This is a genomic window from Amycolatopsis sp. NPDC114484, from assembly GCF_055633755.1.
The window spans coordinates 222,646-236,613 of record NZ_JBVKDQ010000001.1 but is presented as its reverse complement, the minus strand read 5'-3'; the positions used below and the strand labels follow the sequence as shown (position 1 = coordinate 236,613).

Here is a 13,968-nt window from a genome sequence, read left to right as displayed (position 1 = left end):
GGGGCTTGTCCTGCCGGAGAACGTATCAGGCCACCCCGACAAAAACGGCCCGCCGGCGACGCGAACGTCACCAGCGGGCCGGAAGGAAAACCTAAGCCAGCAAAGGGAAATCAGCGGCCAGTGAAGTCCCGCACCGATTCCAGCGCGGTGTCCGGCTGGTCGGCGAAGAATCCGTCGACCCCGGCCTTCAGGAACGCCGCTTCCTCCGCGAACACGTTGCCGAACGCGCTCGGGCTGGCCGAGGAGCGCAGGTTCGCCGGAAGGAACGGGTTTTCGTTGCGGAAGGTGTAGGGCTGCACCTCGAGCCCGGCGCGGTGCGCGTCGGCGATCAGCGTGGTCGGCTTGCCGAGGTTGTCCTGTGCGTCCCGCGGGATGATCTGCCCCTTCTCCGGGCCGAGGTACTTCGCGTATTTCGCGATCTCGCGCAGTCCGGCGGGCGTGACCAGGTCGGCGTAGGTGCGCTTGTCGCCCTTCGCGATGAAGTCCGCCGGAGCGCCCTTCGCCTCGGTCAGCTGCAGCAGCGGGACGCGCACCTGCTTGTGCAGCTCCCGCAGGTTCGACACCTCGAACGACTGGATGATCACCGGCGCGTTCGGCCGGTTCAGGCCGTTGCGGTTGAGGATCGACACCAGCTTCGGTTCGGTCGGGTTGCCGATCGAGGAGAAGTACGTCGAGTGCTTGACCTCCGGGTAGGTGCCCAGCGTCCGGTGCAGCTCGTGGCCGAGCCGCCGGGTCAGGTCGAGCACCTCCTGGTACGTCGCGATCCGGTAGCGGCCGTCGTAGAGCTGGTTGTTCGGCCGGTTCTGCGGGATCCGCTCCTTGGCGTAGAGCGTCTTCAGCTCGGCGAGGGTGAAGTCCTCGGTGAACCAGCCGGTCATCTTGGTTCCGTCGATGACCTTCGTGGTCTTGCGCGAGGCGAACTCCGGATGGGCCGCGACGTCGGTCGTGCCGCCGATCTCCGGCTCGTGCCGGGCGACGAGCTGGCCGTCCTTGGTCGGCACCAGGTCGACGTCGACGTAGTCCACGCCCATCCGCCAGGCGAGTTCGTACGACGCGAGCGTGTGCTCCGGGCGGTAGCCGGGCGCTCCCCGGTGTCCGACGATCACCGGGCCATCGTGCCGGGGACCGTGCGCGGCCGCACCCGCGGCCGTCTCCTCGCTCGCGGCGGCCGGGCCGATCGCGAGGCCGGCGACGCCGAGCAGGGCCAGGCCGGACAGGGCGAGCACGCCGAGGCGTTTGCGCTTCATGGGGGGACCTTTCTCTACCGGGCGATCCGCAGCTCGCCACGACTACCGCGTCACCCTCACCGCCGCAAGCGTCGAGCGCGCGGCACCAGCCGGACGGGCGGTTGACAACCGGGTAAACGGTGGATGGCATCCGATTTCGGACAGGATTCTCCCAGGGCTGAGCACTCACCGGACCAGTCGCGCACCTGGTCCGGGCGGGGTCGCGGATGGCGCGCTGCCGCGGCGCGACACCCACCGTTACGCTGTCCGGCGTGCGCGTACTGGTAATCGGCTCCGGCGCTCGGGAGCATGCACTCGTCCTCGCGGTGGCAGGCGACCCCGCGGTCACGGCGCTTGCTTGCGCCCCCGGCAACGCCGGCACGACCGCGGTCGCCGAGCAGCTCGGGGTCGAGCTCGCCGAGCCGGAGGCCGTCGCGGCCCTGGCCAAGGAGTGGAAGGCTGACCTCGTCGTGATCGGGCCGGAGGTGCCGCTCGTCGCGGGCGTCGCCGACGCGGTGCGCGAAGCCGGTATCGCCTGCTTCGGACCGTCTGCCGCGGCTGCGCGCATCGAGGGGTCGAAGGCGTTCGCGAAGGACGTCATGGCGGCCGCGAAGGTGCCGACTGCCCGCAGTGAGGTCGTCGACACTCCCGCGCGTCTCGACGCCGCGCTTCAGCGCTTCGGGCCCACCTGGGTGGTGAAGGACGACGGTCTCGCCGCTGGCAAGGGCGTCGTCGTGACCCAGGACGTCGAGGTCGCGCGCAAGCATGCGCTGATGCTGCTCGACGGTGGGCACCCGGTCCTTCTGGAGTCCTTTTTGGACGGCCCGGAGGCCTCTCTGTTCTGCTTCGTTGACGGCCGCACTGTGGTGCCGATGCTGCCGGCGCAGGACTTCAAGCGCGTCGGCGACGGCGACACTGGCCCGAACACCGGCGGTATGGGCGCGTACGCACCGTTGCCGTGGGCGCCTGAGGACCTGGTGGACGACGTTGTCGCGCGGGTCGTGCAGCCGGTGGTGGACGAACTCGCCGACCGGGGCAGCCCGTTCTCCGGCCTGCTCTACGCCGGTCTCGCGCTCACCTCGGAAGGCCCGCAGGTGATCGAGTTCAACTGCCGTTTCGGCGACCCCGAGACGCAGGTTGTGCTCGCGCTGCTGCGTACGTCGCTGGCGACCATCCTGAACGCGACGGCGACCGGGAAGCTGGCCGAGCTGCCGCCGCTGGAGTGGTCCGGCGGGGCCGCGGTGACCGTCGTGATCGCTGCTGACGGGTACCCGGGCAAGCCGCGCACTGGTGACGTCATCACCGGCGGAGAGATCGAAGGCGTGCTTCACGCGGGTACGCGGCGTCGCGACGACGGTGCGGTTATCTCGGCGGGCGGACGCGTGTTGTCGGTTGTCGGCACCGGTAAGTCGCTTAAGGCGGCGCGTAAGCACGCGTACGAGACTGTCGAGCGCGTACACCTCGCTGGCTCGCACCATCGCACCGATATCGCACTGCGCGCGGCCAACGGGGAAGTAAGCGCTCCCGCCTGAGCAGCTTCTCCACGAAGTTCGCCTCGGGTTCACGCGGCGGTTGGTAGCCTCGAAACGGGTCCGTACGGTCACCGTCCGTATCACGGGAGGGGTTAGCGCATGCCGGGAAGCACACCGCTCACCGACCTGGCTTCGTCGGTACCGGCAGCGCCGGGCGTGGCGGACATCGTGGTCGAGCCGGCGAAGCTGCTCGAGGTCGCGCGGGTGGTCGACGAGCAGGTCAGTGCGCTCGAAGACAAGCTCCTCACGCGGTTGGGCGAGCTGCGCGTCGACACTCCTTCGTCGGACGCGGTGAGCGTGAACGCGATGGCGGCGTGGAACACCGTTGTCGCGGAAGGTGATCAGTCGTACGTCGCGCAGGTGCGCGCGTACGTCGCCAATCTGCACAAGCTCGTCGGACAGCTGCGCGAAGCAGCGAAGACGTACGAAGCCAGCGACGCGGACAAGGCCGCGGCTTTCGGGGACCGCGGTGCGCACGGCATCCACTAAGCCGATCCTCGCGGTTGTCGCGGTACTCGGCGTCGCGGGCTGCTCGTCGGGCGAGCAAGGCACCGCGTACCCCGTCCAACCCGCGATGAGTTCCCTGGCGCAACAGACGAAAGCGGCCGCACTGCCGCCGCGGCCGTCGGATTTGCCGATCGCCGGGACCGATCCCTGCGACCTGCTCGGGCAGGCGCAGCTCGATCTGTTGAAGGTCACGAGCGCGCCGCGCAAGGCCGCGGAGGCGAAGGACGGGCCCACCTGCGTGTTCGATTCGGACAAGACCGAGCCGTTCCACGCGCTGCACCTGCGGATCGTCGGCGCGGACGTGCAGGAGTGGCTCACCGGCTCGCGGCGCAAGAACAGCATGACCACCGCGTCCACGAGCGTCGAGGGCTATCCGGCGATCACGAACTACCGCGCGGCAGGCACGCCCGCCGACTGCGAGGTGCTCGTCGGCGTCGCCGCGGGACACACCATGGCGGCACAGGAGTTCGCGGTCACCGCGGGCGCGTTCAGCCAGCCGCAGCTGTGCGAAATCGCCACCCAGGCCGCCGGCCTGGCCGTGCAGGGCCTGAAGAACCGGACCTAGGGAGGGCGCGTGGAGATCTCCGAACTCGCGGGCAGGATCCGCGACCACCGTTTCGACGGGTGGACCGACACCGCCATCGCCGACGAGATCGAGAAGTTCGGCACCGGCGACGGAATCGCCAGCATCGCCACCGCGGTCGAGGCGCTGCGGGAGGTCGCGACCGCGCTCGCGGGCACCGACCGCACGCTGCGCGACCAGCTGGCGAAGCTCGGCGTGGAATGGCAGAGCCAGGCGGGCGGACAGGCCGGGCAGGTGCTGTCGGATCAGGCGGGCTTCTCGCAGGACGCGATGCAGAAGGTCACGCACACCGCGGAAATGCTTTTCGCACAAGGGGAAGCGTTCAACCGCACCAAGTACAAGCTGCCCGATCCGGCGGCGGTGCGCAAAGGCGCGGAAAGCCTCACGCTCGTCGATTCGGTCGCGAGCTTCCTCGGATTCGAGACGGATCACGCGGCCCAGGTGCAGGCAGCGGACAACGCGCGCGGCCAAGCGGTCGAGGCGTTGAACTCCTACGCCCAGCAGAGCGGGGAAAACCTGCTGTCGGCCGAACCGTTGAGCCAGCCGCAATCACTCACGATGGTCCAGCCCGGCAGCGGACCGAGCCCGGTCGACCGCGCGGCCGCGGCGGTCGACGTGACGCCGGACGGCCAGGTGCGGCCCGCCGCGGCTTCGGTGAAGTCGCAATACGTTCCCCCGCCGCCGCCTCCGGCCCCTCCGGTCGCGGATCCGCCGACGCCCGCGTACGGCACGCCTTCGCAGGCGCCGGCGGCTCGGTCAACTGCGCCGGTGGTCGCGGCCAGCTACGTGCCGCCGTCGTCGCCCCCTCCGGCGGGCTGGGAGAAGGCACCGGGGAACGCACCTCGGGGCAGCGAGCCGGGATTGCCTGGCGCGCCTCGGTCGGGCGGCACCCCCAACGTGCCGGGAATCCCTGGCGGGCCAAGCACTTCAGGCGGGCCGGGCACTTCCGGCGGGACGCGGGTCCCTGGCGGGGTGCGTCCCGGGGAGTCCGGCACGTTCCTGCCGACTGGTCCGCGCGGGACGAGCAGCGGATCCGACAGCGGGTCCGGTCCGGCCAATCGCGGAACCGTTGGCAGTTCCGAAAGTTTCGGTGGCACCACCGGTCGCGGCGGCTCGGGAGGAAACCCCGGCGGTGCGACGGGTGGCAGCTACCCCGGCGGCGGGCACGAAAACCAAGCGCTGCAACGGGGTCGTCTGGTCGGCAGCGTCCCGCAGGCACCGCCCGCCCCGGTGGCCGAACCCTCCGGTAATGCCCCGGCCCCGCGCGGCGGAGGAGCGTCGGCCGGTGAAATCGGCGCAGGCGCCGCTGCCTTGGGCGCGGGAGTAGCCGGTGGTGCGCTTTCCGGAGACCGCGAACGGCAGGGCCGCGCACAAGACGGTCAGCAGAAGGGGCTGGTCCGGCCGTTGCCAGTGGACGAGCTTCCCGAGGAAGAAGCCGTCGCACTGCGGAAAGCCGAGCAGATCGCGCCGAAATCGGCCAGTGGCGACGCCAAGTACCTCTCCGAAGCCGCTCCGCAGGAAAGCGACGACGAGCACGTGCGCCGCTTCGGTGTAGACGACAAGGACCTGTTCGCCGACGGCCGGATGGTGACGCGCGACGTCCTCGGCGACGGCACGGGAGACGTGCGCCGGCCGTGAACCTGGTACTGACCGCCCTCGAATTCGACGTGCTGTGGGAATCGCTGGACCTGGGCGGGCGCCCGGCCGCGCTCGCGGTTCCGTCGCCGGGGCGCACGCACACCGAACGGGCCGAACTGATCGAGTCCGTTTGGGATTCGCTGGCACAGCGACGGCTCGCACGCGGCCGCCGTCCTTCCGGGACAGTGCTGGACCAGCTGCATTTGCTGGCGCGGCCGCGGGAAGCCGTGGACGTCTGGGTGTGGGCGGACCGGGAGATCCACGGCCGCGCGGTGAGCCGGGGAAGCCAGGCCGTGCTCGCGGTAGTCGACCGGGACGAGGTGTGGCTGATCGACGCCGAACCGGACACCCTCGCCGACGTCGCGGTGCGGGTCGCCGGGGAGTTCGACGCCGGGGTCGGCCAGTCGATCTCGGTACCGCACAGCACGCTCGCCGCCGCCGACGCGGCTGCCGCTGGCGATCCGAAAGCCCTGGTCACCGCCTTGGAGGATCGGGGTGTGGCGTTGTGGGAGGCACAGGAACTGGCGGGCATGCTGATGGGACAGGCGGCCCGCGGCCAATTCTGCGCGGAACGGGTGCTGCGGGACGGAACGGTGCGCCGTTCGCCGCACGTGGCGGCTTTTTACGACACCGATTCCGGGCGGTATCTGTTCCAGTTGACCGATGATTCGGACGGCTATACCTGGGCGACGGTGAGCCCGGCGGACAACGCGGTGCTGGTGGAACGGGTGCGGGAGTTGCAAGCCGCGATTTGACACGTTGAGGCTGCCCGTTTTCTCCCGTTTCGACCGCGCGATAACCCGGTCCGGGGGTTCGCGGCCCGAAGTCGGACAGAACTGCACACGGCACGCGTTCGAAGTCTTAGAGTAAGCAGGGAACCGACTCGGTGAGCGGAGCGTCCGAACTGGTCGGGAAGAGAGTGTCGCGAAGGGGATGACGAACGGTGCCTGTCTACGACCCGGATTCCATGGCCATTGCCGCCAGGAACGTGGAGAAGCTGAAGGACGAGTTCGAAAAGTCCAAGAAGCACCTCACCGGCGTTGACGACGAGCCGGAAAGCCCGTTCGGCACGATGGGCGGCTCGAAGGACGTGCACGGCGCGGTCGGCACGTTCAAACAGGGCGTGCACAGCGAGTTCGACGCGGCCGGGAAGCTGATGGAGGCGACCAGCTTCATCCTCAAGAAGGCCGCCGGGCTGATCCAGGAGACCGATCAGGTCCACAAGACCGACCTGACTGTGCACGAAGACCGCTGAGCAGGCACGAGGGGGCAAGAGCATGGCGCTGATCGACTACCCGCCGAACTGGAACGGCATTGTCGAGAAGTCCAAGAAGGTCGACAAGATCAACCCGGACGCGATCAGCAAAGCCGGGAAGCAGTTCAGCGACGCCGCGAAGCAGGCGGGCGACCACAGTGCCGCGCTGAACAATTCCACGAAGTCGTTGGCAGGCGGCGTGTGGGAAGGTCCGGCGGCGGACTCCTTCGTCGAGTACGTCACGCAGATCACCAAAGCGGGCGACAAGGTGCAGGGGCATCTTGACGACGTCGGCAAGGACCTGACGCAGCTGTCGAGCGACCTCGGCGGGATCAAGACCAAGGTCACCGAGGCCATGAACACCGCCAAGACGGCGATCGACAAGCGCATCAAGGAAGAGTCGGACAAAGCGCAGAAGACGCAGGCGGCCGAAGCGGCATACGCCAACGACAAGTCGGACAAGAAGGGCCCGCCGCCCAGCCCGACGTCGGCGAAGATCATCTCCGACGCGAACGAGGCGAACCAGAAGGACGCGACCGCGGCCGAACAGACCATCGATCCGCTGCTGAGCCAGGCCGACGACATGGTCAAGAAGTCGCAGGACCTGATGAAGACGCAGATCGAGGGCGGCTACTCGAAGGTCCCTCTGCCCAACTCGGACGGCACCGTCCCGCAGAGCACCGGTGGTCTGCACACTGGACACGGCGGTGGCGGCAGTGGCGGTGGCGGCCACCACGGCGGCGGTGGCGGGGGCGGCGCGTCGGGTGGCGGCGGCGGTCTCGGCCCGAGCGGCGGTCCGCCCTCTTCGCCTCCGCCCGGCAACGTTCAGCAGTGGATCCAGGAAGCCATCAAGGCACTGCAGGCCGCGGGCGTGAACGTGACCGACGCGGACATCAAGAACATCTGGGCGATCATCCAGCACGAGTCCGGCGGCAATCCGAACGCGATCAACAACTGGGATTCGAACGCCGCGGCCGGGCATCCGTCCAAGGGCCTGATGCAGTGCATCGACTCCACGTTCAACGCGCACAAGCTGCCCGGGCACGACAACATCTACAACCCGGTCGACAACATCATCGCCGGGGTGCGGTACTCGCTCGACCGGTACGGCTCGATGTCCAACGTCCCGGGCATCGCGGCGATGGCGCACGGCGGCGCGTACCGCGGTTACTGACGGCACAACCCCGCACGCGGTTCCGCCGGTTAGCCTGGCCGCATGGTCGACATCGGTGCTTTCGGCGGGCCCGCGTTGCGGGCAGGCGTGCCTCCTTTTCACGTGATGGACGTGCTGTCCGCGGCTCAGGCGCGCCGTCGCAGCCATGGCGACCTGATTTCGCTGGCCGCCGGGCAGCCGTCGGTGCCCGCTCCGGCGGCGGTGTTGCGGGCGGCCCAGGAAGCTCTCGAAAACCACACCCTCGGCTACACCGAACAGCTCGGCATTCCTGAGCTGCGCGAAGCCGTCGCCGGGCATTACCGGCGCACCTACGACGTCGAGGTGGCCGCGTCCGACGTCGTCATGACCACCGGTTCGTCCGGTGGGTTTCTGCTGTCGTTCCTGAGCGCGTTCGACCCGGGCGCGCGGGTCGCGATGGCCCGGCCGGGCTATCCGGCGTACCGGAATCTGCTGAACGTCCTCGGTTGCGAGGTGGTCGAGTTCGCCACGACCGCCGAGACGAATTTCCAGCCGACTGTCGAGCAGCTCGATCAGCTGGGGCCGATCGACGGGCTTATCGTCGCGAGTCCCAGCAACCCCACCGGGACCGTGCTGCCGCCGGGCGAGCTGGCCGCGATTTCCGGCTGGTGCGCGTCGCACGGCGTGCAGTTGATCAGCGACGAGATCTACCACGGCATCTCGTATGGCAAGCAGCTCGATTGTGCCTGGCAGTACGGCCGGGAAGCGTTGGTGCTCGGGTCGTTCTCGAAGTACTTCGCGATGACTGGCTGGCGGCTCGGCTGGATGCTGGTGCCGCAGCGGCTGCACCGGGCGGTCGACGTCCTGACCGGCAACTTCACCATCTGCCCGCCTGCGGTTTCGCAGTACGCGGCCGTCGCGGCGTTCACGCCGGAGTCGTACGCAGAAGCGGACGCGCACGTCGAGCATTACCGCCGCAACCGCGACCTGCTTTTCGCCGGTCTCCGCGAGATCGGTCTCGACAAACTCGCCCCCGCCGACGGCGCGTTCTACGCCTACGCCGACGTCTCCGACCACACCACCGACAGCCTCAGCTGGTGTCAGCGGCTGCTCGCCGACACCGGCCTCGCGATCACCCCGGGAATCGACTTCGACCCGGTCGACGGCGGCCGCTACGTGCGGTTCTCCTTCGCCGGCGCGACCGAGGACGTGACCGAGGGGGTGCGCAGGCTCGGCGGCTGGCTGGGGTGATCTCTGGCCATCGGCCGCTGACCTCTGGTGCGTCCAGGCAGCGTGGTTCCTCCGCGCGGCTTGAGCGGTCCGGTCAGCCGTGCTGCTCGGGCCAGTCCCATTCGAGCCCGTACCTCCCGGCGCGCAGTCCGAGCATGACGGCGTGCGTGTTGGCCGATTCGCCGATGCGCACAGGTCGTTCGGTCGGGGTCGGATCGCTGAACGGGCGGCGGACCTCCCGGCAGCGGACCGGGACGGCATCGGGACCGAACTGGGCCTCGATCAGGAATTCCTGGATGGGCAGCCGGAAACTGGTGGTCCAGCCGTTGTCGGACGGCTGTCCCGGCTCGGGGTACAGCTCGATCTCGTACTCGAGGACCACGGTTTCGCCGCGGCGGAGCGCACTGTCGAAGAGCAGTTCGTTGATCATCAGGTGCTTCTCTTCGCTCACCGACTGGCGGCCCAGCCTGCAGTTGTACGTCGGGATGAGCGTGGGCCGCCTGCGGGAGCCTGGGGAGAGCTCCAGCAGGTTGAGGTCGTGGCTGATGCCGTCCCGTTCGGCCAGCAGGACGTGCCGGTAGCTGATCCGGTGCACAGCCCGGCCGGAGTCGAGGTGACAGCGCAGGTGCAAGCTGATCCGGCGCAGTCCGTTCTGCGGTGCGATGTCGGCGTCGGTCATCAGCGCCGACAGACCACTGGAGTCCAGCCACTGCTCGTGGGGCGCGGCGGACTCCTCGGCGGCGACTTGCCTGCCCCTCGGCCGGGGCGGTCCCAGCCTGCCGGACAGCCTGCCCATCGGCAGTTCGAGGACGTTCTCGAGCTGGCGCACCGCTTCTATCGACCGGCGTTGTTCGGGCTGGCGGCTGCCGGACTGCCAGTTGCTCAGCGTCGCCAGGCTGACCCGGCTTCCGCGCTCGGTCAGCCTGGCCCGGATGCGTTCCAGGGTGAGGCCGCTGGCGTCGATCGCACCGCGCAGTGTTTCGGCGAAGGAGGGTTCGCCCGGATCGAGGGGGTCAAGGTTATTTCGCTGATCGGGACTGTGCGGCGCAATCGAATAATCGTGGAGCGTCAATGCGCGTCTCCTCCGCTGCGGCTCCCCGTGCCGGTGGCACCTTCCCTTGTTCGGAACCCTATCGAGTGAAGGGAGTCGGACAAAGGCGACGACCAGCGATCGAGCGGAACGTCGTATTTGTTCCGCTAGACCGCTGGTCGCTATTATGCCCGTTTAAGGTGAACTATCTGAAATTTTCGATTCTTACTTGGTGAAGGCGGCGGTGCCCTTCGGGGTGCCCAGCCCGGTCGGGCCGTCCCACCCGGCGCCCGCGTTGCACCACTGCTTGGTGTCGCAGCTGCCGTTGCTGCCCGAGGTGACGTCGGTCAGCTGGTCGGTGTGCGACCACGGGTACTGGGCGGGCCAGTCCTGCGCACCGGGGGTGCCGGCATCGGCGTAGACGCTCGCGATGATCGGTGACGAAGCGCTGGTGCCGCCGACGACCTGCCAACCGCTCTGCTGGAAGGTGTCGTACACCGCGACACCGGTGGCCGGGTCGGCGACCGCGGAGACGTCCGCGATGGCCTTCTTGTCGCAGCCGGTCGCGTCGGTCTGGAAACCGGGCTTCGCCGCGTAGCTGGAGCAACCCGAGCCCGCGCCTTTCCACGCCGTCTCGGTGTACGAGCCGCCGCTGCTCTTCAGGGTCGTGCCGCCGACGCCGACGGCGTACGGGGAGGATGCCGGCCAGCTCGCGCCGTAGCCGCTGTCACCGCTGGACGCGGTGATCGCCACGCCGGGGTGCTTGAAGTGCGCGTCGCCCGCGCTCCCCTCGGACTCGTCGCCGCCCCAGCTGTTGGAGACGAACTTCGCGCCGAGCTTGACCGCGGTGTCCACCGCCTTGCCCAAGTGGTCGGTGGTGGCCTGATTGGCCTCGACCACGAGGATCTTGGCGTTCGGCGCGGTCGCCGCGATCATGTCGACGTCCAGCGCGGTCTCGACGGCCCAGTCCGGGTCGGCGGCAGGCAGCGGGCTCTCCTGGCCGTCTTCATTCACGATCTGCACGTCGCCGGCGGGTAATCCGAACTGCTTGCGGTAGGCGGCCAAATCTGCTTTGAGAGAGGGGTAATCGCCGGACTCGGTGACGGCGATCGTCTGGCCCGCACCGCCGTCGGCCTTCAGCTGATAGGCAGCTTGCAGCTCTGCGGGGCCGTAGCCGGAGGGGGCGGAGCCGGGGGCGCGCCGGGCCTGCTTGATGTCGGTGCGCACCTGTGCGAAGCAGGACATGTGGCCTGCCGCGCGCACCTGCGCACAGGCGTTTTTCACCGTCGGGCCACCGGTGGCCGAGGGGGCGGCGGAGAATTGCCGCGCGGTGGCAGTTCCACCGGTTGTGAGGGCGAGCGCGACGGCGAAGGCACCGCCTGCGATCAATTTCTTGCGCATTGATTTTGCTCCCGACTCAGTGGTGAATAATTCACCACTGATAATTGGTCCGGGGCGTCGAATGAACAACGGTCCGATAGTAGGTGCCTTTCAACGGACAGTCGTAAAGCCGTAAAAACTGCATTCCATGATGTCTCGGCCGGTCCGGTGACCAAGCTGTCGGGTTGCTCTGCCGCCCGCATCGGCCGCACTGGTCGCGGGGCTGGGTTCGGGCAGATCGGCTTGTCACACCAGCCGCACCGCGCTGAGCCGGTCCCGGCTCGGCCTGATCCGCCGCGGCTGGGACGGCCTGGTCGGCCCCGCGTCCGCCGTGCTCGACGTGCTGATCCGCCAGCTCGGGTTCAACCGGATCCGGTCGGCGCGAAACCGCAGGTCACGCCAAGTGTCACCGCCGGACCCGCTGGACGAGACGACCAGGAGAGCGGCTCAGGGGAACCCTGGGATCCCCCTGAACGTTGGCTCAGCGTAGAGAGTTTCCGTCGCACGGATGGCACGCTGGAGGGCACCGGGCCGACGTGGCGCGGAAACGGCATCGGAGGAGCCATGTTCTGGAAGATCGTCGGAGCGCTCGTCGTGGCCTGGATCGCCTTCATGGTGCTCGGGTCAGTGATCGGCTTCGTGTTCAAGGCCGTGCTGTGGATCGGCATCATCGGCGGGGTGCTGTTCCTGGGCACCGCGGCCTACGGGGCGATCACCGGGAAGAAGCAGTCGAAGCGGATCAGCCGCTGACCGGAGCCGGACCATACTGAGCAGACGAAGGCTCCCGCACCGAGAAAGGTGCGGGAGCCGTTCGCTGCTCAGGCCAGCGCCGCGCGGGCGGCTTCGGCGCCGTCCCACAGGTGCGCGCGGATTCCGACCGCGCGGGCACCGTCGATGTTGATCTGACGGTCGTCGAAGAACAGGCACTCGTCCGGTTTCGCACCCAGTTTGTCCAGCAGCAGCTGGAAAATCTCGGCGTCCGGCTTCGCGACCTTCACGTCGCCGGAGAACAGCGTGTGCTTGAACAGCTTCGCCCACTCCTGCTCGCGCACCCAGACGCCGAACACCGACGGCGCGTTCGACAGCAACGCGAGCGAGGCTCCGGCTTCGGACAGCGACTGCAGCAGGTCCAGCGATCCTGGCGCGAGCTGTCCCCAGCCCGCGACATCGAGCGCGGTCAGTTCGGCCGACAGCGCGTCGTCCACCTTCGCGCCTACCTGGTCGCCGATCGACGTCCAGTACTCCAGGTCAGGGCAGCCGCGGTCGTATGGGTCGCGCACGCTCCAGTACACCGGCTCGAACGTCTCGTGCGAGACGCCCATGGCGGCGGCCAGCTTCGGCACCGCGGCGGTGCGGAGGCTGAGCACCTCGCCGTAGTCGAACACGATCCAGTTGGTCACCCGAGTCCCCCCAGGGTTCAGGCACCGGCTTTGATCCGGTGCAGTGCTTCGGCGATGTCAGCGGACGACAGGTCGCGGTGCGTCACGAACCGGACCTTGCCCGCCATGGGCAGAGCCTGGATGCCGAGCGAGCCGAGCCAGTTCAGCGCGGTCGGCACGTCCGGCACCCCGGCCAGAACGATATTGGTATCCGGCGTCCGCACGTCCCAGCCGTGCTCGGAAATACCGTCGGCCAGCCGCTTCGCGAACTCGTGCGTCTCGGCCAGTTCGTCGACGCGGTCCAGCGCGACCAGGCAGGCCGCGGCGAGCACCCCGCCCTGACGCACGCCGCCGCCGAGCATTTGCCGCATCCGGCGGGCCTGCTCGACGAACTCGGCACTGCCCGCGACGACCGAACCGACCGGCGCGCCGAGGCCCTTGCTGAAGCACGCCGACACGGTGTCCACGCCGACGGTCAGCGCGGCGGGCGGCACCTGCAGCGCGACGGCCGCGTGCCAGATCCGCGCGCCGTCGAGGTGCACGGTGAGCCCGGCCTGCTTCGCGACGGACAGCAGTTGCGCGTGCTCGTCCGGCGGAGTGACCGCGCCGCCGGCCGCGTTGTGCGTGTTCTCCAGGCACAGCAGCGTGGTGTTGAGCGTGAAGTACGGACCGGGGTTGCCGATCGCGGCTTCGAGCGTCTCCGGCAGGCACCGGCCGGGGCCCGCGTCGTGTTCGAGGATGTCCGGCATGCCGCCGGCCAGCCAGGCGGCCGAGCCGAGTTCGCTGGTGAGCACGTGCGCGCCGCGGGTGGCGAGGAACCGGTCGCCGCGGCGCAGGTGGACGCTCAGCGCGATCAGGTTCGCCATCGTCCCGCTCGGCGTCCACAGCGCCGCGGGCATGCCGAGCGTCTGCGCGGCCCGGCGCTCGAGTTCGGCGATGGTCGGGTCGGTGCCGATGACGTTGTCGTCGACCTCGGCTTCGGCCATGGCCGCGCGCATGATCGCGTCCGGGCGGGTGACGGTGTCGGAACGGAAGTCGATCAACTGCCCAGTCATGGTCACAGTCCGATCACATCA

At 69.0% G+C, this 13,968-nt stretch carries 14 protein-coding genes; 9 read left to right on the top strand and 5 right to left on the bottom strand.

The features are described 5' to 3' along the window. Positions 1 to 110: 110 nt before the first annotated feature. Positions 111 to 1,247 (bottom strand): glycerophosphodiester phosphodiesterase, encoded by a 1,137-nt coding sequence (locus ACZ7SW_RS01205; protein WP_470228422.1) that lies wholly within the window; start codon positions 1,245 to 1,247, stop codon positions 111 to 113. A gap of 251 nt (positions 1,248 to 1,498) precedes the next feature. Here ACZ7SW_RS01205 and purD point away from each other — a divergent pair, with 251 nt between their 5' ends. The 8 genes from purD (at position 1,499) to ACZ7SW_RS01165 (ending at position 9,124) form a co-directional block, all read left to right on the top strand. Then, positions 1,499 to 2,758 carry a phosphoribosylamine--glycine ligase gene (gene purD, locus ACZ7SW_RS01200; protein ID WP_354740856.1) on the top strand — a complete coding sequence of 420 codons (1,260 nt, stop codon included), beginning with the start codon at positions 1,499 to 1,501 and terminating at the stop codon, positions 2,756 to 2,758. 99 nt (positions 2,759 to 2,857) lie between these two features. Then, a complete protein-coding gene (locus ACZ7SW_RS01195) occupies positions 2,858 to 3,247 on the top strand; it encodes a PE domain-containing protein (RefSeq protein ID WP_470228421.1) in 390 nt (129 codons plus the stop codon). Beyond that, a complete protein-coding gene (locus ACZ7SW_RS01190; protein ID WP_470228420.1) occupies positions 3,228 to 3,830 on the top strand; it encodes a DUF3558 domain-containing protein in 603 nt (200 codons plus the stop codon). Before ACZ7SW_RS01195 ends, ACZ7SW_RS01190 begins: the two co-directional genes overlap by 20 nt. Before the next feature lie 9 nt (positions 3,831 to 3,839). Beyond that, positions 3,840 to 5,486, top strand: a complete 1,647-nt coding sequence (locus tag ACZ7SW_RS01185) for a hypothetical protein (protein ID WP_470228419.1) — start codon at positions 3,840 to 3,842, stop codon at positions 5,484 to 5,486. After that, on the top strand, positions 5,483 to 6,241 hold the full coding sequence (locus ACZ7SW_RS01180) for an ESX secretion-associated protein EspG (RefSeq protein ID WP_470228418.1): 759 nt from the start codon (positions 5,483 to 5,485) through the stop codon (positions 6,239 to 6,241). The genes ACZ7SW_RS01185 and ACZ7SW_RS01180 overlap by 4 nt, the downstream gene beginning before the upstream one ends. Positions 6,242 to 6,429: 188 nt before the next feature. Then, on the top strand, positions 6,430 to 6,741 hold the full coding sequence (locus ACZ7SW_RS01175; protein ID WP_067577414.1) for a hypothetical protein: 312 nt from the start codon (positions 6,430 to 6,432) through the stop codon (positions 6,739 to 6,741). A 22-nt stretch (positions 6,742 to 6,763) separates the two neighbouring features. Continuing rightward, positions 6,764 to 7,915 (top strand): transglycosylase SLT domain-containing protein, encoded by a 1,152-nt coding sequence (locus ACZ7SW_RS01170; protein WP_470228417.1) that lies wholly within the window; start codon positions 6,764 to 6,766, stop codon positions 7,913 to 7,915. 42 nt (positions 7,916 to 7,957) lie between these two features. Further along, positions 7,958 to 9,124, top strand: a complete 1,167-nt coding sequence (locus ACZ7SW_RS01165) for a pyridoxal phosphate-dependent aminotransferase (protein ID WP_470228416.1) — start codon at positions 7,958 to 7,960, stop codon at positions 9,122 to 9,124. A 73-nt stretch (positions 9,125 to 9,197) separates the two neighbouring features. On the opposite strand, the gene ACZ7SW_RS01160 is transcribed toward ACZ7SW_RS01165, so the two are convergent. Together ACZ7SW_RS01160 and ACZ7SW_RS01155 are read right to left on the bottom strand one after the other, a co-directional pair. After that, a complete protein-coding gene (locus tag ACZ7SW_RS01160; protein WP_470228415.1) occupies positions 9,198 to 10,175 on the bottom strand; it encodes a hypothetical protein in 978 nt (325 codons plus the stop codon). A gap of 183 nt (positions 10,176 to 10,358) precedes the next feature. Then, the gene (locus tag ACZ7SW_RS01155) at positions 10,359 to 11,534 is read right to left on the bottom strand and encodes a S53 family peptidase (RefSeq protein ID WP_470228414.1); all 1,176 of its coding nucleotides are present in this window, start codon (positions 11,532 to 11,534) and stop codon (positions 10,359 to 10,361) included. 543 nt (positions 11,535 to 12,077) lie between these two features. Here ACZ7SW_RS01155 and ACZ7SW_RS01150 point away from each other — a divergent pair. Then, positions 12,078 to 12,263 (top strand): hypothetical protein, encoded by a 186-nt coding sequence (locus ACZ7SW_RS01150; protein WP_344266394.1) that lies wholly within the window; start codon positions 12,078 to 12,080, stop codon positions 12,261 to 12,263. A gap of 68 nt (positions 12,264 to 12,331) precedes the next feature. On the opposite strand, the gene ACZ7SW_RS01145 is transcribed toward ACZ7SW_RS01150, so the two are convergent. Together ACZ7SW_RS01145 and ACZ7SW_RS01140 are read right to left on the bottom strand one after the other, a co-directional pair. Next, entirely contained in the window at positions 12,332 to 12,913 is a 582-nt protein-coding gene (locus ACZ7SW_RS01145; protein ID WP_470228413.1) for an HAD family hydrolase, read from the bottom strand. A gap of 17 nt (positions 12,914 to 12,930) precedes the next feature. Then, positions 12,931 to 13,947: a threonine aldolase family protein gene (locus ACZ7SW_RS01140; RefSeq protein WP_470228412.1), complete on the bottom strand. Its 1,017-nt coding sequence runs from the start codon at positions 13,945 to 13,947 to the stop codon at positions 12,931 to 12,933. Between the last annotated feature and the right edge of the window lie 21 nt (positions 13,948 to 13,968).

Coding starts and splice junctions, on each gene's coding strand:
- ACZ7SW_RS01155 (WP_470228414.1), bottom strand. CDS start 11,534: ATGCGCAAGAAATTGATCGCAGGCGGTGCCTTCGCCGTCGCGCTCGCC.
- ACZ7SW_RS01205 (WP_470228422.1), bottom strand. CDS start 1,247: ATGAAGCGCAAACGCCTCGGCGTGCTCGCCCTGTCCGGCCTGGCCCTG.
- ACZ7SW_RS01195 (WP_470228421.1), top strand. CDS start 2,858: ATGCCGGGAAGCACACCGCTCACCGACCTGGCTTCGTCGGTACCGGCA.
- ACZ7SW_RS01150 (WP_344266394.1), top strand. CDS start 12,078: ATGTTCTGGAAGATCGTCGGAGCGCTCGTCGTGGCCTGGATCGCCTTC.
- ACZ7SW_RS01170 (WP_470228417.1), top strand. CDS start 6,764: ATGGCGCTGATCGACTACCCGCCGAACTGGAACGGCATTGTCGAGAAG.
- ACZ7SW_RS01140 (WP_470228412.1), bottom strand. CDS start 13,947: ATGACTGGGCAGTTGATCGACTTCCGTTCCGACACCGTCACCCGCCCG.
- ACZ7SW_RS01165 (WP_470228416.1), top strand. CDS start 7,958: ATGGTCGACATCGGTGCTTTCGGCGGGCCCGCGTTGCGGGCAGGCGTG.